We start from the raw sequence: 23,756 nt of genomic DNA, 5'->3' as shown, positions 1-23,756 counted from the left end.
TCTTCATTACTTATCAATAAAGTAATTATAGGCTTTTTATGACTACATCAGATAAATCAAGTCACACTCATACGGATAGTGATGAAATTGATTTAGGCCGTCTTCTTAGTGCCTTATTCGATTATCGCTGGGTGATTGGTGGAATCACTCTATTGTTTACCGTTATTGGCCTTTGTTATTCCTTGATTGCGACTCCGATATACAAGGCAAATGCTTTATTGCAGGTTGAAAAGAGAAGTAGTGCATTGCCTTTAATTGGCGACATGGCGGATATGCTTTCAGGAAGACCGTCAGATACATCGGCAGAATTGGAGTTATTAACTTCCCGAATGATATTGGGAAAGACGGTAAAGGATCTAAATTTGGATGTTCAGGTTACAGCGGATTATTTTCCTGTGATAGGTAAGGGAATTGCCCGTCTCCGCGGTATGCCAAAGCCAGATATTGTTATTAAACATTTTACAATATCACCCGAATATATGAACAAAGAGATAAAAATATATGTTGACGATTCAGAAAGTTATCGGTTGCTGTTTGATGATCAGATTTTCCGCGGGCAAGTGAACAAAGTATTTGATACTGATGGCATAAATTTGCTTATCTCAAATATTTCAGCTTCTCCAGGACAAAGTTTCACGTTGGTTAAACGGGGGCAATTGGGGGTTATTCGTGGGTTGCAACAAGCTTTGCGGGTAAAAGAAAAAGGTAATAGTACTGGTATTATTTCGCTTGAAATGGAGGGTGATGATCGTGCGAGAATAAAGTCAGTACTGGATAGTATTGGTAAAAATTACTTGCAACAAAATGTGACAAGAAAGACGGAAGAGGCTGAAAGTAGTCTTAATTTCTTAAAAAATCATTTACCTAAAGTTAAAATTGAACTCAATCGTTCTGAGGAGTTGCTTAATCAATATCGTCAAGCGAATGAATCTATCGATTTATCACTTGAAGCAAAATCGGCTTTGGAAACATTAGTCCAAATTGAGAAACAGATTAATGAATTGACTTTCAAAGAAGCTGAATTGCAGCAATTGTATACCAAACAACATCCTGCTTATGTTGCGTTGCTTGATAAACGTAAGACTTTGGTTGATACCAAAAAGGAGCTGAATCAGTCAATCAAACGGTTACCTAAAACACAGCAGGAAATTTTACGTTTGACCAGAGATGTTCAAGTTGGTCAAGAAATTTATGTGCAGTTACTCAATAAACAGCAAGAGTTGAACATCTTGAAAGCAGGGACAGTGGGTAATGTACGTATTATTGATGAAGCTATTGTAGAAAATTCAGCGGTAAAACCGAAGAAGTCACTGATTATTGCATCTATGATGGTATTGGGGTTTATATTGTCTGCTGGATTGGTTTGCATACGAGTCATGTTTCGTAAAGGAATCGAAAGCCCCGAACAATTGGAGGAAATAGGTGTTTCTGTTTATGCCACGGTTCCACTATCTGGGACCCAAATTAAACTTGAACAGCAACAGAAAAAGCGAACTCATCGTCATAAATTACGGTTATTAGCGATTCAAGATCCCACAGATTTAGCTATTGAAGCATTACGTAGCCTTAGAACAACCTTGCATTTTTCAATGATGGAATCTGCGAATAAAATTATTCTTCTTTCAGGTTCTGCGCCTGAACTAGGAAAATCTTTTATTTCAGTAAACCTTGCTGCTGTATTGGCATTAAGTAATAAACGTGTGCTTTTAATCGATGCGGATATGAGAAGAGGTCGTTTACATAAGGTGTTGGAAAGTCCTCAATCTCTGGGGCTGTCTGAATATTTGGCTGGTCAGCATCAGATAAAAGAGATCATTACCAGAACTTATCTTACTGAGCTTGATTTTGTTAATCGAGGTGTTATTCCGCCTAATCCGTCGGAATTGCTTATGCATAACAGGCTTAAAGAATTATTATCTTGGGCAGAAGAGCATTATGATTATGTCTTGGTAGATACTCCTCCTATTTTGGCTGTAACTGATGCTGCAATTATTGGGAGATATGCAGGAACTTCATTGTTAATTGCTCGTTATCATAAAACAAGGGTTAAAGAAGTTAATATTGCTATTCGCCGGTTTAGACAAAATGGCATTCATATTAAAGGTGTGTTGCTAAACGCGGTAGAGAAGAGTTCTGGTCTCTATTATGATTATGGCGGATGTTATCAATACAGTTATAAGGATTGATCACCTTTCTCCGGCTTGTGGGGCCGGAGAAATTTTATCTAATGAGTTTTTATTCCTTTCATCTTATTATATACCTGTTTTTATCCTTAAAAGTTAATCGCCGGTTTGCATGATTTCGTTATATCGTTGCTGGTCCCGGTACATTTGCAGATAGACCTGATATTTGGCTTGATGAAATGAAAATGTCTCTTTTTCCGGTTTGATAATGTTGCCTTCACGTACCATCGATTTCGCTGCTTGAGCGAAGTCGGTAAAGGAACCACAAGCAACGGCACCAAGCAAAGCAGAACCAAGATTGACAGCATCCTCTTCCTGAGTGAGATGGATTTCGCGCCCGGTGGCGTTGGCATATTCACGTAACCATAGTGGGTTTTTAGTTGCGCCGCCACATATAACTAGCCTGTTTATCTTATGCCCTGCTTCTATTAGTGCATCAATAATATGGCGGGTGCCATAAGCGATAGATTGCAGCGTTGCCAAGTAATGGCGGGCCAGAGCGTCACGACTATCTGCCAGCGTCAGCCCGCTGACCATTCCTTTGGCATTAGGGTTTGCCCTTGGTGAGCGGTTGCCGTGATGGTCATCTAAAATATGAAGTTGTGCGGTCGGGTATTTTTCTTGCTTTTCTAACTGTGCGACAGCTTCATTCAGTAGCTGGTAGTAATGATGACCAGATTCCTTAGCTTCGATTTCTAGCTCCAGCCAGTTATTGTGTTGACGAATTGACCACTCAACTAATGCACCGGCGGCGCTTTGTCCACCTTCGTTGAGCCAATAACCGGGTAGCATAGCGCCGAAATAGGGACCCCAAACCCCTGGAACCATGACAGGATGAGGACTGACAATCATATGGCAGTTTGAGGTGCCGCTGATAATGGCCAGGCTGCCCTCTGGATCGGCGCCAGCCAGGGCCAATCCGCCGGCATGAGCGTCAATAATACCACCGGCGACGATGACTTCTGTGTGCAGCCCAAAATCTTTAGCCGTTTCAACAGTCAGGTAACCTGCTTTTTCGCCAAGTTCAATGATGGTAGACGGAACTTTATTTGTTAAATCTTCTAACCCCACATTATAAAGTAGTTTTTCGCTGAACTGTTTTTGATGGGCCAAATAGTTCCATTTACAAGTGAGCGTGCAAATACTGGCTACATCAGCGGCAGTTGCTTTCCACGCCAAAAAATCAGCTAAATCAAAGAAACGCCAGATATCCTGATAACGTTGAGGAAAGTGGTTCTTTAGCCATAATATTTTCGGTAGTTCCATTTCAGGGCTGATTTCACCACCTACATAGCAGAGTGCGGGGTCATTGGTTTGATTTATCGTGATGGCTTCCTTGATTGCCCGATGATCCATCCACATGATGATATCGTGTTCAGGATTGCCATTTTCAGCCACAGAAAGAGGACGTCCTTCTGTTGCTACAGCGACTAATGAACAGGTGGCATCAAAGCCGATTGATTTAACATCAATAGGATTAATATTTGCCAGTGCAACAGCTTCTCTTACTGTTGCACATACTTGCGCCCAGATATCAGTAGAAGATTGTTCAACAAAATCAGTTTTTGGGTGAAATTGCTGGATAGGGCGAGCAGAGAATGCATGCCGTTTGCCGTGTTGGTCAAAAACCGCAGTACGGACACTGGCGGAGCCAACATCAACACCAATGAAATATTGTTGTTCCACCATGAGGTTCTCTCTCATTCATTAACCCAGGCGGATAAAATGAGTTGAGTGGAACAATAACACAATGAGGTTATTCAATTATTGTGAAGCGGCTCGAAAAAGATTTAGCAAAAACCGCCGTAAACCCTTGGCCAGTGCGGGCGGGGATATCAGGCGAAAGGCCCAGAGGGCTTTCAGAATAGTGATTTATTTCTTAAAAAATCGATTTTAAAAATAATATTAATCAGTTCATTAATTAACAAAAAACGGAGTGTAAAGGGTAATATTTTGTTGTCTTACGTTAATTAGTTGAAGTAGTCAGATGTTCAAGTAAATTATTTTAATTAAAGGAGTGGTTTATATGTAAATGTCTTTTAATGTATTTGGCGTGATAAATTTCTGAACATTCTAATCTTAAAATTCTATCGAGTGATATCACTCACAAGTATTAAATCTTTTTCCATTTTTGCGAAATTTTTTCTCGCATATTTTCTGTAAATATTCTTTATTAAGTTGCTGCGCATATGTTGTTGTTTTGTTATGAGATGTCCGAGGGAATATATGGGATTAATCACAGAATGGCTGAGTGCTATTAACGGGGTCGTATTGGGAGTACCGATGATGGTCGGTCTTCTGGGGGTTGGATTGTTTATGCAGCTCCGCCTCTCTTTTCTGCCTATACGTAAATTGGGTACAGGTTTTAAGTTACTATTTGAGCGTAATCATCAACGGGGAGAGGGACAGATATCGCCATTTAATGCACTGATGACTGCGCTTTCAGCCACCATTGGAACAGGTAATATAGCTGGAGTAGCTACCGCGGTTGTATTGGGAGGGCCAGGCGCGCTGTTTTGGATGTGGATAACCGCATTAGTGGGCATGGCAACCAAATATTCAGAGGCGGTGCTGGCAGTCCGTTTCCGTGAGGTTGACAAAAATGGTCACTATGTTGGCGGCCCCATGTATTACATAAAAAACGGCTTAGGTAAAAAATGGGCTTGGTTGGGGACGTTGTTTGCGGTATTCGGCAGTATTGCTTGTTTTGGTATCGGCAATACCGTACAGGCAAATTCTGTTGCTGATGTGCTGCAAAGTAACTTCGGCGTTTCTACCACGGTAACGGCCGTAGTATTGGCGATTCTGGTTGGCGCAGTGCTTATTGGGGGTATTAAACGTATTGCTGATGTCGCAGGTAAATTAGTGCCATTTATGACGGTTGCCTATCTTGCCGCCGGGATTATTGTTCTGGGGGTGAATTTTAGTGAAATTCCCGCGGCATTTGTCCTGATTGTTAAATCTGCATTTACGCCTGTTGCGGCACAAGGTGGCTTTGCGGGTGCGGCAGTATGGGCGGCAATTCGTTTTGGTGTAGCTCGTGGCATTTTCTCTAATGAGGCGGGATTGGGAAGTGCGCCGATTGCTCACGCGACAGCCAAAACCCAAAACCCGATTCGCCAGGGTTTGATCGCTATGCTAGGTACTTTCATCGATACTATTATTGTTTGTTCTATCACTGGCTTAACTATTGTCATTACTGGTGGTTGGTTGAACGGTCAGACAGGTGCGACGCTGACAGCGACTTCTTTCGCTATGGCGATTCCTGGTGGCAACTATATTGTCGCAGGCGCTCTGGTAATATTTGCCTTTACCACAATTCTTGGCTGGAGTTTTTACGGTGAAAAATGTACTCAGTATCTATTTGGGCAAAAAGCTATCATGCCTTTCCGTGTCGTATGGATTATCGCTTTGATGGTAGGCGCTACTCAGTCATTGGATTTTGTCTGGTTATTGGCAGATACATTGAATGCGATGATGGCGATACCAAACCTGATTGCATTAGCCTTGTTGAGTCCCGTTGTTTATCGGCTGACAAAAGAACATATTAAAGATGTCAATGCGGATAGTGTTGATATTAAAGCAAATATCTGAATAAAAGCCTTCCAAACGGAAGGCTTTTTCATCATTGATTGAAATTATTCTTCACTGGTTTTGATATAGATGTTTTTGATCAGGGTGTAGGAATCCAACATCATTTTGTGTGTTTCTCTGCCAAGACCTGATTTTTTGTAGCCGCCAAATGGCGCATGAGCTGGCAGTTCATGGTAAGTATTAATCCACATACGGCCAGTTCTGACAGCTTTAGCGACGCGTAGTGCCCGGTCGATATCCTGTGTCCAGACAGCGCCCGCCAGGCCATAATCAGAATCATTTGCCATTCCGATGACCTCTTCTTCTTCGCTGAACGGAATAACGGTCAATACGGGGCCAAAAATCTCTTCGCGTGCGACTCGCATATCATTAGTAACGTTGGTAATGATGGTTGGCTGGATAAAGAAGCCATCATCATAACCTTTCCCTGTAATGCGTTTGCCGCCCGTGAGAATGGTTGCGCCCTCTTTTTCCGCAATATCGACATATTCAAGAATTTTTTCCATTTGTTCCTGACTGACTTGGCTTCCCATTTGAGTATCTTTTGCCAATGGGTCGCCAACTTGGATGGATTCGAATTCTACTTTTAAGGATTTGAGGAATTCATCATGAATATCTTTATGCAAGAATAACCGGGAACCTGATTCACACGCTTGACCCTGATTCAGCAAAATAGCTTTGGCCGCATATTTTACCGCCTTTTTCATATTGGCGTCAGGGAAGATAATATTGGCTGATTTACCGCCAAGTTCCAGTGTTGCAGGGATCAGCTTTTTGGCTGCGGCTTCGGCTACGGTATAACCTACTCTGGTGGAACCAGTGAATGCCACTTTTTCGACATCTTTATGATCCAAAATGGCTTGACCAACGACTGAACCGCGGCCTGTAACAATGTTAACCACTCCGGCTGGCAGGACTTTATCCAATATTCGACCCAGTTCAAGCAAGGTGATGGGTGTCAGTGTTGCCGGGTTAATCACAACGGTATTGCCCGCTGCAAGAGCAGGAGCTAATTTCCATGCCGCCATCAGTAGTGGGAAATTCCAGGGAATTACCTGCCCGACAACACCAATAGGTTCACGGATCACCAGGCTGAGTGTATTGGCATCCAGAACTGAAGCTTCATCGGTATGGGAACGGATCACACCCGCGAAATAGCGGAAGTGGTCAATGGAGGCCGGTAGATCCATATACAGGGATTCATTTAATGGTTTGCCGGTATCCAGTGATTCAAGGATGGCGAAACGTTCTTGTTCTGCTTCTAGTAAATCAGCAATTTTCAGTAAAGCTGATTGTCTTTCGATAGCGGAGGTTTGACTCCAGGCGTGGAAAGCTTTTTTCGCGGCGCTGACAGCAAGATCGACATCTTCCGCATTACCGGATACATATTCAGCCAGTAATTCTCCTGTCGCCGGGTTATAACTTTTGGTTATCGCTTTGGATACACTATCTACCCATTGCCCACCAATAAGCATTTTGTAGGATTCAACGGGCAACATCTCTTTCTCAATATCATGTAATCGTTTCATTAAGATACTCCGAGTACTTTGGTTTAAGAATAGTTACATCGAGAATCTATCTCATTAGGTTATTTTATTTTCCATTCTTGTTAGTAAAGATCGAATGATTCTCTGTATATCATGTATATAGCCTGATTTCTGTACTTTGCCTGTACTGTACATATGATTTATTGACAATAATGGCCCTGTATTGATCATTTCTATTGGAATAGTTGCTTAATTAGCAGGTTTTATATAGTTCCATTATGTGAATATATTTTTACTTAACCGAATTTATCTTGTCATGTTTTATATTTTTTTAGCATCAACTATAGTAGAGCACAAAATAATAGATGTCTATTAGCGCGTTATATAAAATGTTAGGTATATTAACGAACGGAAATTATAAATGAATGGTGAAGATAAATATCCGTTGGCGTATTCCAACGGATTGAAAATAAATATTATTTTGCTGTAACCCAGAATATCCCGTTACCGTCAAGAGCGGTAAAGGTTTTATGCAGATATAGGCTATCAGCTTGTGGATCGATATCTTTAAATAACTTCGGATGCAGGAATTTAGCAATAATCTCAACCGCAATGATGTTAAACGGCGTATCGTAATATTGGTGGTGCAGTGCTATTACTTGTTTTTCACGAAACGCTCTTAATACGCTTAATTTGGGACGAGTCAGTAATTTTTTCAGTCGTTCCTGTGACTGTTTTAGATTGCCGGTGTAGCCTAATGGCACAGAGAAGCTTCCGGGGTGGACTTTATCCCAATCTGCGGCGGTCATCAGATAAAACTCAGGATTACTGACGATTAATTGTTTTTCGTTTACCTCACCATCCATACCTGAGAACCAGCGAGCACCGAGGTTATCACCTCCGGCGGCCGTAATAAATTCGCCAAAATTTCCATTTCCGAAAGTTTTACAGCAATATTCAGCACCTGACATACCTGCGTGGCGTTCGATAAACACCGGAGGACGCTGTTCTTTACCTAACGTGCCGACACGTTGATTAATAATTTTCATCCTCTCTTGATAGAACTCAATAAATTTTTGTGCATTTTCTTCTTCACTAAATACTTTCCCAAGTAAAGTCATACTTGGAATCGTATTTGTTAGCGGATATTGACAGAAATCGATAAAGATAACCGGAATGCCCGCTTTTTCTAGTAAAATTATGGTTCCACTATCATTGAGCTTAGTTTGAAGACCAATATCAAAAATAACCAGATCGGGTTTATAAGTCAGCGCTTTTTCGACACTAAAATCGCTTTGATAAGGGCTAGGGAATACCGGAATATCACGCAATTGCGGGAAGTCTTTTTCATAAGCAATGGCTAAATCTGGAGATTTAATTTCCAGTGCATTATCCCAGGCAACAATACTTTTAAGCGGATTATCAGGATGAAGAATATTTAGTGCAATCAATGCTCGGCTGTCAGCCAGTATAACCCGATTAACTGGCGCGTTAACTTTAACTTTCCGGCCAGCAACGTCTTTGACTGTAATTTCTTTTGCTTGCGCAAAGACAGACAGTAACATCAATATGGCAGTCAGAAAATATTTTGCAGTACGGTGGATGATTGCCATTATTCCTCCTTTGAATAAAGAACGCTCTTGGTTGAACCGCATAATTTGACAAATTGGGTCCATATCTACTTATGCTAATCTTAAAATGATAATGATAACAATTTACATTAATCAAATGGTTTTAGTGACTTTAGTAAATAATATTTTGATTTTTTTGCTATTTTTAAATAATAACAATGAGTTGAGCGGCATTCTTGAGTTGAAAATAATTCTCATTTGGTGGAAGATTATGGTGATGGCTGGCAAAAACAGCAAACTAAATTTACCAAATTTTCTGGTAGATTGTGATGATCTCAGTTACATTATTGCTCTGAATATCGGCAATTACTGAGGCTGTATCTGGGACTGTCATGTTGTCGGTTGGTCGGGTGTTTTAGTCGTTTGATAGATTTAGCAGGCAAAAAATCGTTTTTTATGCTGTTGAAGAAATAATAAATGATTATATTTTGGCATTATCATTGCCAATCACAAGGATAATCATTCTGGAATAGCATGATGAGAAATTTCATCTTATTGCTATTCTTTATCGATTTGGCTAATTATTTCTGCTTCTGTTATTATTCCCTTGTTTAATATTCTGTGGGGGGATGAATATGAAAAAATTGTTAGTAATTTGTTTGTTAGGATTTGTATTAGTTGGTTGTGATAACCAACCTAAAATTGATGCGTCTAATGAAATTTCGTTGAAAGTATCCATTGAGAAAGTAAGAGACACGTTACCTGATGATAAAAAAGCGAAGTTTGATGAATCAATTCAATCAGCTATGTTTAATAGTATCGATTTTAATGATTTGGTTAAATCAGGTACTAATGGTGACATGAAGGAATCAAAACAAAAGTTCTATAAATTGCTGGATGGTAAAACCGCTGACCAATTGATTGCTGAAGTTGAAAAAATTGAAGCTAAGAGATCAGAAAATGAGTAATTCCTTCATGGGATTATTCGCATTAAACGGCAATGAGGTGTGAATCTATGCCGTTTTTTTATTATCATCAATAACTTAAATGGAACTTAAACAAGCCAATTTTCAAATTTGAATTATTACGACTATTGCTTATAATGTGCGCCGCATTCTAAGTGCAGTATCTCGTTAGGCGAGGCTCCTATACAAACACAGGTTGCTGATCTCACGACGTCGAGAGACGCCCAAGATTAGGACAGGATATATCGAACCAAGGTATATCCCCATGTAACTTTCTGATAATTCAGGATACGTTGTATAGTGCTAAAACTGAGACGTAGAGATAGCCGTTGTATTCTCTCATCTGGTTTCGCCCCTATGTGAGTGCTGTTTGAAGTTCACAACAGTAATAGGGACCAACATCATGAAAACCACATCCCATGAAAAAATGGATGCATTAGCGATTGCTAGTCATTCTATTAATGAAATAAATGCTGATCAGCAGCGGAAACACCAACTGAAAAATGAAGAGACAACTGTCAGCGCATATATGAGCCAATGTTTCATTTCTGTATCTGTTGCTGATTCTGTGTTGTCGGTAAAGAGTAATTTGATTAATCAGCTTGAGGGTGAACAGATCCCAACTTATTTATATGTCATTGATGATGAAGGCTATCTCAATGGCATATTACCGGTGAAAGTGCTATTAACTGTAGCCGATGATTTATTTGTGTCAGATATTATGAGGCAAAGCTATTTTTCCGTATCACCGGAGCAGTCGCGTCATGATGTTTATAGTTTGATAAATCACAGTGGCATGGATAGTGTTCCAGTTATTCATTTTGGCAAATTAGTTGGAGTGCTACGACCACAGGATATTGCTGAACTGATTGAAGATGAAAATACGTTGGATGCTCATTTGCAGGGGGCAACTTTACCTCTGGATCAGCCTTATCTGAGCACCAGCCCAATAACATTATGGCGTAAGCGTGTCGGTTGGTTATTATTGCTATTTGTTGCAGAAGCTTATACCGGTGCAGTGCTGAAAGCATTTGAAGATCAATTGGAAGCGGCAATTTCTCTCGCGTTTTTCATCCCGTTATTAATAGGAACGGGGGGCAATAGTGGGACACAAATTACTTCAACCTTGGTCAGAGCAATGGCACTGGGGGAAGTGAGTTTGCGTAATTTAGGGGCAGTGTTACGTAAAGAGATTTCTACTTCATTTTTAGTTGCGGTAACGATAGGTTTTGCTGCGCTTATCCGTGCCTGGATATTAGGCGTCGGCATTGAAGTGACAATTGTTGTTAGTTTGAGCATCATTGCAATCACTCTCTGGAGTGCCATTGTTTCTTCCATTATTCCGATGGTATTGAAAAGGCTTTCTATTGATCCGGCTGTTGTATCAGCTCCTTTTATTGCCACGTTTATTGATGGTACAGGACTGATTATCTATTTCGAAATAGCGAAATTAGTGATGACAGAACTCGTTTAAAATTACCAATAAGATACCCATATTAATTGGGTGTCTTATTGACTGGATAAGAGTTTATTCCATATTAATATATTTTTATTAGGGGTGTAAATAGGGTTTTTATTTAAATAAACTTAATGTTTTTATATGTTTAATGTTGGGTTTAATCATCAATAAATATAAATAAAATGAACTGATTTAATATGGTGAAATATATATTAAAAATCACTTGGTTAAATAAAATAAGTTATTTTCTGTTTTAATGAATTGATTTGTTTTATTTGTCATTAATCGATATTATTTAGATGTATTTTCAAATGGTTTATTTTTAATTTTAAATTTATTTGTGGTAATAAATTAGGTGTTTTTTATTATATTGAATATGCCTGAGGTTTTAATAAAACTCTATTTTACCCCAAGCATAATCAGTGACGCGTGTCATAAGGCCAACTGCGTCCGCAGAAGAAACTCTTTAAGTTAATAAAAATTTCTCAGGTATATAATGATAAAGATTATTGACTCGACAATATTCTTCTAATTGAAGAGTGGAGTTAATGTTTATTTTATGATATATCCTGTTTATATGGTTTTCAATTACACTAGGATCAAGATTCAATATTGTTCCCATTTGATTTATTGTGTATTTCTGTAAGAAAAGGAAAATAATATCCCATTCACGATCAGTAAAGAGATCTGTCGGTGGTTGGAGTAAAATGGATGGGGGAAGTTTATTATGATATTGATACAGACTAATTAATGAATAATCCTTAGCCTTCCAACAATGATATATAACGCCTATACAACTTCCATCTTCATGATAAAAAGGCATCTTTTCACAGAAATAAGATGATAGAATTTTCTCTTTACCAAATAGATGTGTTTCAAGTGAGCATATTTTTTTCCCTTTTTTCATTACTTCTTGATCATGATGAATATATTCCTTTGCAAATTCAGCGCCATCCCAAGGGAGTTCATGATCATAAAGCCCATTGTAATCAAATGATTGTGAGAAATTTTTGATAGAACTTAACGCTTTATTACCATAAATAAAACATGAAGAACTATCTTTTATTCCCCAAGGTTCGTTGCTTATTTCCATTGTATTGATAATCTGAGGTGATATCGTACAGTTCTTCATAAAAACTCCTTGATAATTTGAAGATTAAATAAACATTCTACTATGGGATTCTCTGGTTTTTTCTGGGATATAGCAATAAAATTGACTTTTTTCATAAGAATTTTCTAGTTTTATGTATTATGATGGATTGAATTGCTGTTTATCATATTTAAAATAACGGGTTATAAATAAGATTTCAAAATAGTGCTACATCTTATACCACTCATAATTCTATGTATAACAATGGGTTGAAGAAGGCTATGTGTAGCATAATTACGAAACGTTATTTATAGTAATACCTGGCAATCTGTTAGTTCAAAAGTACATTTATTGGTTAATTGATTATCTTACACGTTCAGATTCATTCTAAGGAACTTCATGATTGTAAAGCTTTCTACAATCAAATAATTTCTCAATATTATGAGTAAATTCTTTTGTTGCTGAATTAGCATAAATAAAGTATGGAGCACTACTTTTTACTCCCCACGGTTCATGATTTTTTTTCCATATGTTAATGAGTTGCGGAGCGATATTTGACATAAAATGCATTATTGAATATCTATCTATTTTAATGTAATTTTTTATTATAGAAGAATTAAGTATAATGTTTAAATAGGACTGGTTACTTAATCGTATCCTTAAATTTCCAGTTTTTTTAGATAAACAAGTATATTCCATACGAGTTTCACTTACTTTATCTTTAAAAATTTTTTGACACTTGGCAATGGGTTATAAACAAGACCAAAAAGCGATACACAAGTCACATTTTTACACTTCATGAAACCGGTTACATGAACAGCAAACTCATCTCACATTCCATTTGAAATAAATTCATTACTCTATACTTCCGACTATGAGGGAATTCCCTTATAGAATGAATAGCTGTTCTTGCTAATTATTGAAATATTTTTCTATATTGAAGGCCATATATGAGTCAAATCACCCCTCAGTTAACGAATATGTGGGATAAAAGCCATGAATCATGGTTTGTAAAAGATAGGAATCTTCGTTTTATATATGCAAATAAAGTGTTTATCAAATTAAGTCAGCTACCTGAAGACTTTGATGTCATTGGATATACTGCTAAAGAATTACCTACACCGTTTAATTATCTTGCTCACCTTTTTGAAAAGCATGATCGTAAAGTCTTACAATCTATGCAACGAATATCATCTATTGGGGCTGATTTGCAAAGCAATGATCAACAATTTAAACCCTATTTTTGTGAAAAATACCCATTAATGGATGAAAATAACCAATGTATTGGAATAATTTGTCGCATTAAAGAAATAAGTCATTTTTCAGTACAAAATTATATTAAAAATTCCTCTTCTATATCTGTTAGGTTAAGGCCACCCAACAATATACTGACAGAGAAAGAGTGGATTGTGATTTTTTTATTCTGCCGAGGTGTTAGCAATAAAGATATTGCTAATGAAATGAACATTTCATGCCGTACATTGGAAAGGTATTTCCAAAGTATCTATGAGAAATTATCAATTAGATCAATTATTGAATTGAAACTTTTTTGCGAAAAAAATGATTATGATCTTTATATTCCACCAAAATACCTTAAATCTATGAACTATTTCCTGCTATATTGAAGGCGCTACTTCTGTTCTAGCTTTTCTGTCACTTAATCAAGGGGAATGATTTAAGTGACAGAGAGACATGACTTTCAGTAGATAGTGACATGGATCACCTTCGTAGCCAGAGCTAAGGATTTCATCGTTGGTATATTTGTCGGTATATTGAAAATCCTATCATGTTCATATTCCCAACAGCTCTTATTCTATTGTTAAGCCGTTCACTCAATATTATTAAGATAAACCCAATTCACATTATTCTCTTGAAATAAGGTATACAAATCCTTTCATGATAATTTGAATAAATTGAGATATGATTCTTCTTCATATTTATTTTGTATAACCGCTGAGGAGAAATTATGGCCACAATGAAAGACGTCGCCCATCTAGCTGGAGTATCTGTGGCCACTGTAAGCCGTGTTATTAATAATACCGCTTATGTTGAACCGGGCACTCGTGAGCGTGTAGAGAAAGCCATGCGTGAGTTCAACTACCATCGTAATTCTGCCGCGCTTGCATTAGCGAAAAGGTGCGGGAATATGTTGGGTTTACTCACCGGCAATTTGGCTGATCCCTTTTTTTCGCTTTTGGCTCGCGGGGTTGAAACAATCGCCCGACAGAAAGAAGTAAAACTGATGGTTTGTAGTGGAGGATATCAAGCTGAACTTGAGAAATCGGCCTTAGATTTTTTAATTAATCAGGGATGCGAAGCAATAGTAGCGCATATTAGTAGGATGAGTGATGTAGATGTATTACGTTATGCAGCTCATACACCAGGATTAGTGATTATCAATCGATATTTCCCTGCTATCGCCAATCGGTGTATCTGGTTAGATAATGTCAGCGCTTCTCAGATTGCTACCAACTATCTTCTTCAAAACGGTCATCGAAAAATTGCTTGTGTAACCGCAGATCTACCGATTGATAATAGAAGACTCCGTTTGGAAGGGTATCAGGCTGCAATGGCTAATGCGGGTATCACAGTACCTGGCAATTGGGTTATTAGTGTGCCATTCAACGAAAAAGGTGGGGAATTGGCAGCAGAAAAGCTCTTAGAAAGTGGCATCGGTTTTACTGCGGCAGTAACATTTAATGATGTCATGGCTGCCGGTATGATGCGATCCTTACATCAACGGAAAATTAAGTTACCGGAACAACTGTCGATTGTTGGGTTTGATGATATTGTTCCGGCCCGATATCTCTATCCCCCCTTAACTACCGTACACAATCCAATAGAACGAATGGCTCAGCGGGCGGCTAATCTGGCATTGCAACTCAGTGCCAAAAAAGAAATAACGCCACAAATGAATATGTTCTCAGCTGAACTCGTTATCAGAGATTCTGTTTTTTTTATCGAGTAATAAAAAGTGTCGTAATAAGCGTAAAAGCGATATACAGATCACATTTCACAACTCATGAAACCAATTACATGAACAAGTAATCTCTGTCACATCTCATTCGAAATAAATTCATTATTCTGTTTCAACAACCACCTGAAAATGGAGTTTTAATATGGATGATAAGAAAAAGCTTAATCTGGGACTCGCTATACTGCCAATTGCAGCAATACTCTTACTGTTAATTATTGGATATGGTCAACTGAATTTACGCATCGAATCCCTATTACTGATATCAGCAGGAATAGCAGCTATTCTAGCGTATTGGCAAGGCTATCGCTGGAATGACATTATCGATGCTATTGTGGCAAAGCTAGCTAAAGCGATGCCGGTGATGATGATACTGATTTGCGTCGGCGGGTTAATTGGGACCTGGATGTTCAGCGGAACCATACCTTACATGATGTATTGGGGGTTAAAACTGATTACTCCTCAATACATACTGATTGCTGCTTTCTTTATCACGAGTGTTATCTCAGTTTGTACCGGTACGTCATGGGGATCAGCGGGAACAGTTGGTGTTGCTTTGATGGGAGTCGCCGCTGGCCTTGATGTATCTTTGGCTGCGGCAGCCGGAGCGGTTGTTTCAGGCGCATATTTCGGCGATAAAATTTCACCGTTATCAGACTCGACTAATTTCGCCGCCATCGTTGCCGATACTGATCTTTACAGTCATGTTCAACATTTGATGTATACCACTATTCCCGGCTTTGCTTTAGCCGCTATTGTTTATTTTATTGTTGGACATACAAGCTTAACAGGTAACGTGGCAACACCGGAAAAAGTCACAGAAATCGTACAATCTCTTGAAAGCCTGTATCACTTCAATTTATTGCTGATTTTGCCACCGATACTGGTTTTGTGGGGAGCAATAACAAAACGTCCGGTGATACCCGTCATGCTTGCAGCCTGTGCATTGGCTATTGTACTTGGCATAGGTTTCCAAGGACTCACCCTTAAACAGGGCCTTAATGCGTTAATAGATGGTTTCAATCTTTCTATGTTCTCTGATCAGGGACATAACATTACCGGAGTCGTTAGCGATGTCTCCCGTCTGCTCAATCGGGGTGGTATGTCATCAATGATGAGTACTATCCTGCTTGCGTTCTGTGCATTTGCGTTCGCCGGTGCTTTAGCACTCACTGGCGCTTTGACCATCATCATTAACTGGCTTCTACAAGTTGTTCACACAACCGGGCAACTTATCGCTGCAACCTTGGTAACAACTATTCTGGTAACGGGCGCAACCTGTAACGGAAAGTTGGCTCTCCTCATCCCGGCGGAGCTGTTTAAAGGGGCTTATCGTCGCATGGGACTGGATAATAAAAATCTGTCACGAACAATAGAAGACGGCTGTACCGTCATAGAGCCGTTGATCCCTTGGACTGCTGCCGGTATTTACATGGCGACTACATTGGGTGTCAGTACGCTTGAACTGCTACCTTGGGCTATCCAGTGCTATGCCGCCGTCTTCTTTGCTCTCATTTATGGTTTTACTGGTTTCGGTATCGCAAAAATCACGCCGGAAAACTCCTTAAATAAAAAGGAAATTCAAAGTGAAATTGCCTGATTTCAACCAGATAATCGATCGTTACAATACAAGCTCTGTTAAGTGGGATTTTTTAAATCGTCACTTGCACTTACATAAGAGTGACCTGCTGCCAATGTGGGTGTCTGATTTCGATTTTCAATGCCAAAAAGAAGTCCTGCAAGCGCTTCACTCCAGGGTTGACCACGGTATTTTTGGTTATAGCGAACGCGACGATTGCTATTACCAAGCAGCAATAGATTGGTTTTCAAGACGCCATAAATTGACCTTGTACCGCGATTGGTTTACATCGATAGAAGGCGTCATACCCGGATTGGCTTTATTGATACAAATGCTCAGTAAACCGAGGGAAGGTGTCATTGTACAGGGGCCCTATTATGCTTCATTCGCCAAAATTATTACTATGAATGGCAGGGTAGTTATTGAAAACCCTCTACTTGAAAGCTCGGAAGGTTATAAGATTGACTATGGTCATTTAGAGCAAATGTTAGAACAACACAGGCCACCTTTGCTATTGTTATGTAACCCACATAATCCTACTGGCCGATGTTGGAATAGTGATGAACTGCTCCAGTTATTAATGCTCTGCAAAAGGTACGGGACGACGGTAATTTCCGATGAAATCTGGGCTGATTTAATTTTGCCTTGGGGGAAATTTACCTCAATACTGCATTTGGGGAGTGAATGGCATAGCAACGTTATTGTTGCTACCTCGGCAAGTAAAACATTTGGACTTTCATCACTCCGTATATCAAACTTTCTCATTCCAGCTCCCGAACTTCGACGAGCCTTTATCGATCGGTTGAATGCTCATGGACTAGACGTATTTAACGCGCTATCTATGACTGCGGCTACAGCCGCATACCAACATGGGGATGTATGGCTTGATGGGTTACAGAGTTACCTGGCGGAAAATCGTTGCTGGTTCGAGCAAGCTTTAACGTCTGCTGCTCCTTGGTGCCGAATGACAAAAGCGGAAGGTACATATCTGGCTTGGTTGGACTGCCGTGATTTAGGTCTGGATGATGATACTTTGCAACGAGCCTTACTGCAAAAAGCCAAAATAGTCGTTTCAATGGGATTGAATTTTGGTGATCAAGGGAAAGGGTTTATCCGAATAAACTTGGGGTGTCCTCGTCAATATCTTGAAAAAGCAATCACTGGTTTAGTCCAGCTAACATCATAAAATAAAAGGTATCCACGGAATTTGGCCTGATTATATATTTTATCCAGAGCTTGATAACAAAGTAGGGCGTTAATAGCCCTGCTTTAATTCTATGCTCATACCTGAAATTTTCCATGAGGAAAGTTTCAGGTAATGAGCTCTCTCTCATTGGTTTTATATGAGAAGCTCATGTTAACTTTGAAAATGACAACTCATTTAAAATATCTGCTCGGCCATATTTCGCAAGGTTCACAATTTAAAGCGGTAGCAATTAGCCGTTCACCTTTGGGCCACGGACGGTGTAGCGCATTACTTAAGGTAGATGATGCAAGCCCCGCTTCTCTTGAAATAGTAGAAAGATTTGTTCCTTGTTTTTTTAATGCTGCAATAATATCAGCCGGGTGCCAGTCGTCTTTTATAATCATTCCTTATTTTCCTCTCAATTTGGTTATTCAAGGTGCTATGTTCATACTCTCTCTTCAATTTGATATTTTTATATTTCTACAGCTTTTTCCCTGAGTCCGCACAGGCGCGGAATGTTAAAAAATAGCTGTACTAAGAGATTAAACCCCACCAAGTACAGCCAAATATTCTCCGAATAGAAAATTGTCTAACGATAAAAAGTTCATAAATGAACTCTGATTGTTCAAAATTAAACTTTAAATGTGCAGAAATGTTCTTTTTAGATCGCTAGAGTATTCAAAAAGTTTAGTTATTTTTGGAAATGTTGGAAGCGGATGAAATACTTTAATGAATGTCTTAAGCTCTTCAGTTACAGGGAATGGCACCAACTTAGTTAGCTCAGAGAATTGGTGTGCAAGGGGGTATATTTCAAAACTTCTAAATGATCACGCATCACACCTTGTCCATATCCATTGTAAAAATTACACGATCATTATCACCGAACCTCCTGTCATTGCTTACTCAGTTGTCTATCTTATAGACAATAAGACAATTAGTTTTAATGAGTTGCTAGGTTAGGTAAATTCAATTTTTAAATATTTATTAACTGATAAAATCAATCATATAAATAATATTTTATCAAAATAATAACTTTTTTTATATTTTGTGGTATTTATAATGTTATCTTAAAATTAATAAATTGTACACTTTTTGACTGGATTATTGTTGTGATATATTATATGGTTAAGCTGTTTTAAATATAATTCAGATGACAATTCATTCAGATAATGCCTTAATGATAATTAAGTAGTTACTATGTCAAATATAATAAAGGAACAATAGCATGAATAATAAGTTAATTATTTCACCTCAAGTTATTAACACATTGGCAATCAGTAACGACCCTTGGGGAATAAAAGATAAGAATTCGTGTTTTATTTATGGCAATAAAGCGTTGAACTCCATTAAAGGTTTTTCTGATTCATTTGATTTCGAAGGATTTTATGATGATGAGCTTCCTTGGGATGGAGCTGAGTTTGCAAAAGAATATATTCATCATGATCAAAAGGTAATGAAAGAAGAAAAATCATATGTTTCACTCGAAACCCATATTTGGGGAGGAATAAAAACATTATCCTCTTATTTCTGTGAAAAATTACCTATTTATCATGAAAATGGTGAGTGTCTTGGAATTATCTATCACTTGTGGAAAGCCCAAGATTATTCATTAACACGTTTATATCATGGAAAACTCCCGGCATCTATTATATTTCAACCACCGACTCATTTATTTACCCAACGGGAATGGGATGTCATTTTTCTCTCTTTACATAAATATACCAGTAAACAAATTGGTAGAATATTAAATATTTCCTACCGTACTGTTGAACACTATACAGCACAAATATATAGAAAGATTGGTGTTAGGTCTGCTCGGCAATTGGAAGAATACTGTCGCTTTAATAATTATGATCTTTATGTACCAGAAAGATTTTTACGCCCTGAAAGCAGTATTTTGGTTTGAGTTTCAAGTCCTAGCAATGCTTACAAGAGGAAATAGACGAACTGAGTTATCGTTATATGTCGTATTTACCGGAAAAGCGTGCATAACTTATTACGCAATGACCTCCTTTACTGTGCGTTTTAAGGAAGAAACGGCAGTAAATACCCTTTCTTACCGCCTAAGAACTATCTATTCGTATATCTATGATAAGTGAGAAAAGAAGATATTTTATCATCACGAAAGCCCAAATTTTAAAAGCTACTACCGTTTGTAATAAGACAAAAACGTGATGTAAATTACATAATAAAATTATTACGAGATTGTCACAGTTAAATATTAATCCATTAATAATAGTGCATTTTTCTTATTTCAGGCAGTCAAGCTGTAGACATGTCAGATCAACAACTTATTCATCAATAGGCACGTCAGGCAATTAGTGCCACCCCTTGCGGATGTTTCCGTCTGTGCCCGAAAAGGCGGTGACTACCAACACCAGCTGTCTGATAGTTATCTCCCAATCCGCAATAGCGTAGCGCCTGTTTTGCCAACTGAGCTAAAAGTCATCATCCAATCTAATCAGAAAAGGTCATTACTTATCACAAATTAAAAATAACTGTCACAGTTCAAGTCATTCAATGCTGAAATCAATCATCATAAATGTGATGTCAATCACATAATAAAAATAAAACAATAAAATTAATTTGAAATTATTAATGCTGGTTATTAAATGATTAATATTAATCTATTTTTTATACAATGCTGTCACAAAATAATCACATTGGCCTGTTTTTTGCTTTGTCATATAACTCCTTGTTTTTGCTGCTATCTTAACCAATCCCCTATTTTAGTTGCCCGGTTGATAATCAACCCTAAATATTGATCGTTAAGTTAAATTCGTGGTTAATGCTGTTTCGACATTGTGGAATAGAAAGTCAATGAAAAGCAGTATTTTGGTATTAACGGTCTTTTGTAGCGTAGCCTCAGGCAGTCAAGCCGCCGACATCGCAGATCAACAACTCATTCATCAACAGGCCCGTCAGCACGCGCTGGAAGCTCAATTAGCGCCACCGCCTGAGGAGGTTCATCTGTCGGTACCGGAAACCGGGGAGTCAGCCGCCTTTGCGATGGAAACCCCCTGTTTTCCTGTCACTCATGTCGTATTGGCAGGCACCGAAAATTTCCCGCACTGGCTACCGTTCCGGCGTGTCGCTCAACAGGGCGAAAACCATTGCCTGGGCGATAAAGGCATTAGCCGGTTGATAACCCAATTGCAAGATCAGCTCATTAATCACGGCTATGTCACCAGCCGGGTTCTGGCTCCTCCCCAGGATCTGCGTACCCAAACGCTAAAACTGGTGATGATACCGGGCAACATCCGGCATATCCGCTATACCCCAGACAGCGGGAACTATATCCAGCGGATAACCCCCTTTCCCGCGCGTGAAGGCAAGTTACTGGATTTACGGGATATCGAGCAGGGATTGGAAAACTTGCAACGTTTCCCGACCGTGCGGGCGGAGATGAACATTGTCCCGGCAGCGCAGCCGGGGGAGAGCGATATTGTGCTGGACTGGCGTCAGTCCCGCCACTGGCGAGTCGCCACGTATCTGGATGATACCGGGTCTAAAAGCACCGGGCGTTATCAGGGCGGTTTAACCTTCTTTCTGGATAACCCGCTGGCGCTCAGCGATCTGTTCTATCTCTCCGAGGGACGCGATATTCACTCATCTGCCGGGAAAGGCAGCCAGAACGACACGCTCTATTACTCCCTGCCTTTCGGCTACTGGATGGCGAGCGTGACGGCCAGTCATTACGATTATACCCAGACGATAGCCGGGCTGAATCAGGCGATCCAATACCGGGGCAAAAGCCAAAACCTGGCGGTCCAGCTTAGCCGGGTGCTACATCGTAACGCCGACCAGAAAACCGGGCTCAACGGTGAAATTTATCGCCGGACTTCGCGCAATTTTATTGATAAGACCGAAGTTGATGTTCAGCGCCGGGAAACCGCGGGCTGGAAGCTGGGGCTGTCTCATCATCACTTTATCGGCAGCGCGACGCTGGATACCAAAGTGACTTACCAGCAGGGCATGCGCTGGTTTGGCGCACAACCGGCACCGGAAGAGTACCGCAATGAGGGGACCGCCTTGCCTAAAATCACCCAGTTCTCGGCGACGCTGGCCGGGCCGTTAACGCTGTTTTCTCAGCCCTTTTCTTATCAAACCCAGTATCTGCGGCAGATAAGCGCCAGCCCATTGACGCCCCAGGATCGATTTTCAATCGGTGGCCGCTGGACGGTGCGCGGCTTTGATGGCGAGTTGACCTTATCCGCTGATCGGGGCTGGTACAGCCGCAACGAACTGGACTGGCAAACCCCGCTGAAAGGGCAGTCTCTGTATCTGGCAATGGATTATGGCGAAGTGGGCGGCCGGGGCAGCGACGCGCTGCTCGGAAAACACCTGGCGGGGAGCGCCTTGGGCTGGAGAGGCAACCTGAAAAAGGTGAGCTACGACCTGTTTGTCGGCGTCCCGCTGTCCAAACCCGCCGGTTTCCAAACTTCCCCCGTCACGGCCGGATTCAACCTGTATTGGCAGTATTAATTCAAATAACAAAACTGCCGGTGGGTAGTGTTGTGTGGAGCAAAAATCATGAACAAGCAGTTATATCGTATTATCTTTAATCAATCTCGCCAGCTGTGGATGGTGGTGGCCGAGATAGCGCGGGCCGGACGGGGAAGAGCCGGACGTCGCGCTCATCGCCCCTCTTCACCGCAGCGTCGTTGCCGACTCACCGCGCTACGGTTTGGGTTGTTGTTAGCCCTTGGCGGAGTTTCGCTCACCGCGCAGGCGGCGATTGTGGCCGACGGACAGGCGCCAGGCCGTCAGCAGCCCACCATCATTCGCAGCGCCAACGGCACGCCGCAGGTCAATATCCAGACCCCCGGCGCCGACGGCGTTTCCCACAATACCTACCGTCAGTTTGACGTGGATAAACAGGGGGTTATCCTCAATAACAGCCATCAGGCCACGCAGACGCAACTGGGCGGTATGGTCGCAGGCAATCCGTGGCTGGCCAAAGGAGACGCCAGCGTTATTCTTAACGAGGTCAACAGTCGTGACCCCAGTCACCTTAATGGCTGGATTGAAGTGGCCGGGCATAAAGCCGAGGTGATTATTGCCAATCCTTCGGGCATCACCTGTAACGGTTGCGGTTTCATTAATTCACATCGCACTACGCTCACCACCGGACAGGCGCTGATGGAACAGGGTCGGTTGAAAGGGTTTGATGTCAATCAGGGGGAAGTGCGGATTGACGGGCGCGGCATGGACAGCACACAGCAAAGTTACACCGATATTATCGCCCGCTCCGTGGCGATTAACGCCAAATTACACGCCCAAGACCTGAAAGTGACCGCCGGGCGCAATATTGTCGATGCGGCGCATCAGCAGATTAAGAAAAAATCGATTGACGATGAAAAGCACCCGGCGTTTGCGCTGGATGTGGCGGCACTGGGCGGCATGTATGCCCATAAAATCAGGCTGATAGGCACCGAAGCGGGGGTGGGCGTGCATAATGCCGGCAATATCGGCGCGTCTGCCGGCGAGGTCCATATCACCGCCGATGGCCGGATAGAGAACCGCGGCACCCTCAGCAGCCGTGACGCGTTGCAATTAACCAGTACCGCAAAGATAGACAATCAGGGCAAACTCCTGTCTCAATCGACGGCGACCTTGCAATCAGGCGAACAACTGAACAATAGTGGTCGGGTTGAGGCTCGGGGCA

16 protein-coding genes and 1 riboswitch are annotated in these 23,756 nt (G+C 40.6%); of the genes, 11 read left to right on the top strand and 5 right to left on the bottom strand.

The annotated features are described in order from the left end of the window. The first annotated feature begins 38 nt into the window (after positions 1-38). Complete coding sequence (locus EAE92_RS03530; RefSeq protein ID WP_214067071.1) at positions 39-2,186, top strand: polysaccharide biosynthesis tyrosine autokinase; 2,148 nt, start codon at positions 39-41, stop codon at positions 2,184-2,186. A 93-nt stretch (positions 2,187-2,279) separates the two neighbouring features. On the opposite strand, the gene EAE92_RS03525 is transcribed toward EAE92_RS03530, so the two are convergent. Then, complete coding sequence (locus EAE92_RS03525) at positions 2,280-3,869, bottom strand: FGGY-family carbohydrate kinase (RefSeq protein WP_214067173.1); 1,590 nt, start codon at positions 3,867-3,869, stop codon at positions 2,280-2,282. A gap of 540 nt (positions 3,870-4,409) precedes the next feature. Here EAE92_RS03525 and EAE92_RS03520 point away from each other — a divergent pair. Continuing rightward, a complete protein-coding gene (locus tag EAE92_RS03520) occupies positions 4,410-5,777 on the top strand; it encodes an alanine/glycine:cation symporter family protein (protein WP_214067070.1) in 1,368 nt (455 codons plus the stop codon). Positions 5,778-5,821: 44 nt separating this feature from the next. Here the strand turns inward: EAE92_RS03520 and EAE92_RS03515 are convergent, their stop codons facing one another. Together EAE92_RS03515 and EAE92_RS03510 are read right to left on the bottom strand one after the other, a co-directional pair. Further along, the gene (locus tag EAE92_RS03515) at positions 5,822-7,306 is read right to left on the bottom strand and encodes an aldehyde dehydrogenase family protein (protein ID WP_214067069.1); all 1,485 of its coding nucleotides are present in this window, start codon (positions 7,304-7,306) and stop codon (positions 5,822-5,824) included. 434 nt (positions 7,307-7,740) lie between these two features. Further along, positions 7,741-8,877: an ABC transporter substrate-binding protein gene (locus tag EAE92_RS03510; RefSeq protein ID WP_214067068.1), complete on the bottom strand. Its 1,137-nt coding sequence runs from the start codon at positions 8,875-8,877 to the stop codon at positions 7,741-7,743. Positions 8,878-9,470: 593 nt separating this feature from the next. Between EAE92_RS03510 and EAE92_RS03505 the strand changes: the two genes are divergently transcribed. Both EAE92_RS03505 and EAE92_RS03500 read left to right on the top strand, forming a co-directional pair. Beyond that, complete coding sequence (locus EAE92_RS03505) at positions 9,471-9,803, top strand: DUF6694 family lipoprotein (RefSeq protein ID WP_214067067.1); 333 nt, start codon at positions 9,471-9,473, stop codon at positions 9,801-9,803. A 154-nt stretch (positions 9,804-9,957) separates the two neighbouring features. After that, positions 9,958-10,129: riboswitch (M-box (ykoK) riboswitch) on the top strand. 74 nt (positions 10,130-10,203) lie between these two features. Next, positions 10,204-11,274 (top strand): magnesium transporter, encoded by a 1,071-nt coding sequence (locus EAE92_RS03500; protein WP_046395128.1) that lies wholly within the window; start codon positions 10,204-10,206, stop codon positions 11,272-11,274. Positions 11,275-11,725: 451 nt separating this feature from the next. On the opposite strand, the gene EAE92_RS03495 is transcribed toward EAE92_RS03500, so the two are convergent. Next, positions 11,726-12,391, bottom strand: a complete 666-nt coding sequence (locus EAE92_RS03495) for a PAS domain-containing protein (protein WP_214067066.1) — start codon at positions 12,389-12,391, stop codon at positions 11,726-11,728. Positions 12,392-13,299: 908 nt separating this feature from the next. On the opposite strand from EAE92_RS03495, the gene EAE92_RS03490 reads away from it, so the two are divergent. The 4 genes from EAE92_RS03490 to EAE92_RS03475 all read left to right on the top strand — a co-directional run bounded on the left by EAE92_RS03490 (position 13,300) and on the right by EAE92_RS03475 (position 18,088). Beyond that, the gene (locus tag EAE92_RS03490) at positions 13,300-13,974 is read left to right on the top strand and encodes a helix-turn-helix transcriptional regulator (RefSeq protein ID WP_110091897.1); all 675 of its coding nucleotides are present in this window, start codon (positions 13,300-13,302) and stop codon (positions 13,972-13,974) included. A gap of 341 nt (positions 13,975-14,315) precedes the next feature. Next, the gene (locus EAE92_RS03485; protein WP_110091898.1) at positions 14,316-15,317 is read left to right on the top strand and encodes a LacI family DNA-binding transcriptional regulator; all 1,002 of its coding nucleotides are present in this window, start codon (positions 14,316-14,318) and stop codon (positions 15,315-15,317) included. 151 nt (positions 15,318-15,468) lie between these two features. Further along, positions 15,469-16,923: a Na+/H+ antiporter NhaC gene (gene nhaC, locus EAE92_RS03480; RefSeq protein ID WP_214067065.1), complete on the top strand. Its 1,455-nt coding sequence runs from the start codon at positions 15,469-15,471 to the stop codon at positions 16,921-16,923. Next, a complete protein-coding gene (locus tag EAE92_RS03475) occupies positions 16,910-18,088 on the top strand; it encodes a MalY/PatB family protein (protein WP_214067064.1) in 1,179 nt (392 codons plus the stop codon). Before nhaC ends, EAE92_RS03475 begins: the two co-directional genes overlap by 14 nt. Positions 18,089-18,279: 191 nt before the next feature. Here EAE92_RS03475 and EAE92_RS03470 read toward each other — a convergent pair whose 3' ends face one another. After that, a complete protein-coding gene (locus EAE92_RS03470; protein ID WP_036809145.1) occupies positions 18,280-18,492 on the bottom strand; it encodes a helix-turn-helix domain-containing protein in 213 nt (70 codons plus the stop codon). 821 nt (positions 18,493-19,313) lie between these two features. On the opposite strand from EAE92_RS03470, the gene EAE92_RS03465 reads away from it, so the two are divergent. The 3 genes from EAE92_RS03465 to EAE92_RS03455 form a co-directional block, all read left to right on the top strand. After that, positions 19,314-19,994: a helix-turn-helix transcriptional regulator gene (locus EAE92_RS03465; protein WP_036809147.1), complete on the top strand. Its 681-nt coding sequence runs from the start codon at positions 19,314-19,316 to the stop codon at positions 19,992-19,994. 914 nt (positions 19,995-20,908) lie between these two features. Then, on the top strand, positions 20,909-22,573 hold the full coding sequence (locus EAE92_RS03460; protein ID WP_214067063.1) for a ShlB/FhaC/HecB family hemolysin secretion/activation protein: 1,665 nt from the start codon (positions 20,909-20,911) through the stop codon (positions 22,571-22,573). Between the two features lie 48 nt (positions 22,574-22,621). Next, the coding region (locus tag EAE92_RS03455) for a two-partner secretion domain-containing protein (protein WP_214067062.1) at positions 22,622-23,756 on the top strand (1,135 nt) is incomplete at its 3' end.

Source organism: Photorhabdus hainanensis (assembly GCF_018448965.1).
Taxonomy (GTDB): Bacteria; Pseudomonadota; Gammaproteobacteria; order Enterobacterales; family Enterobacteriaceae; genus Photorhabdus; species Photorhabdus akhurstii.
The sequence above is the reverse complement of the archived record's forward strand: the minus strand, read 5'-3'. Positions and strand labels throughout refer to the sequence as shown.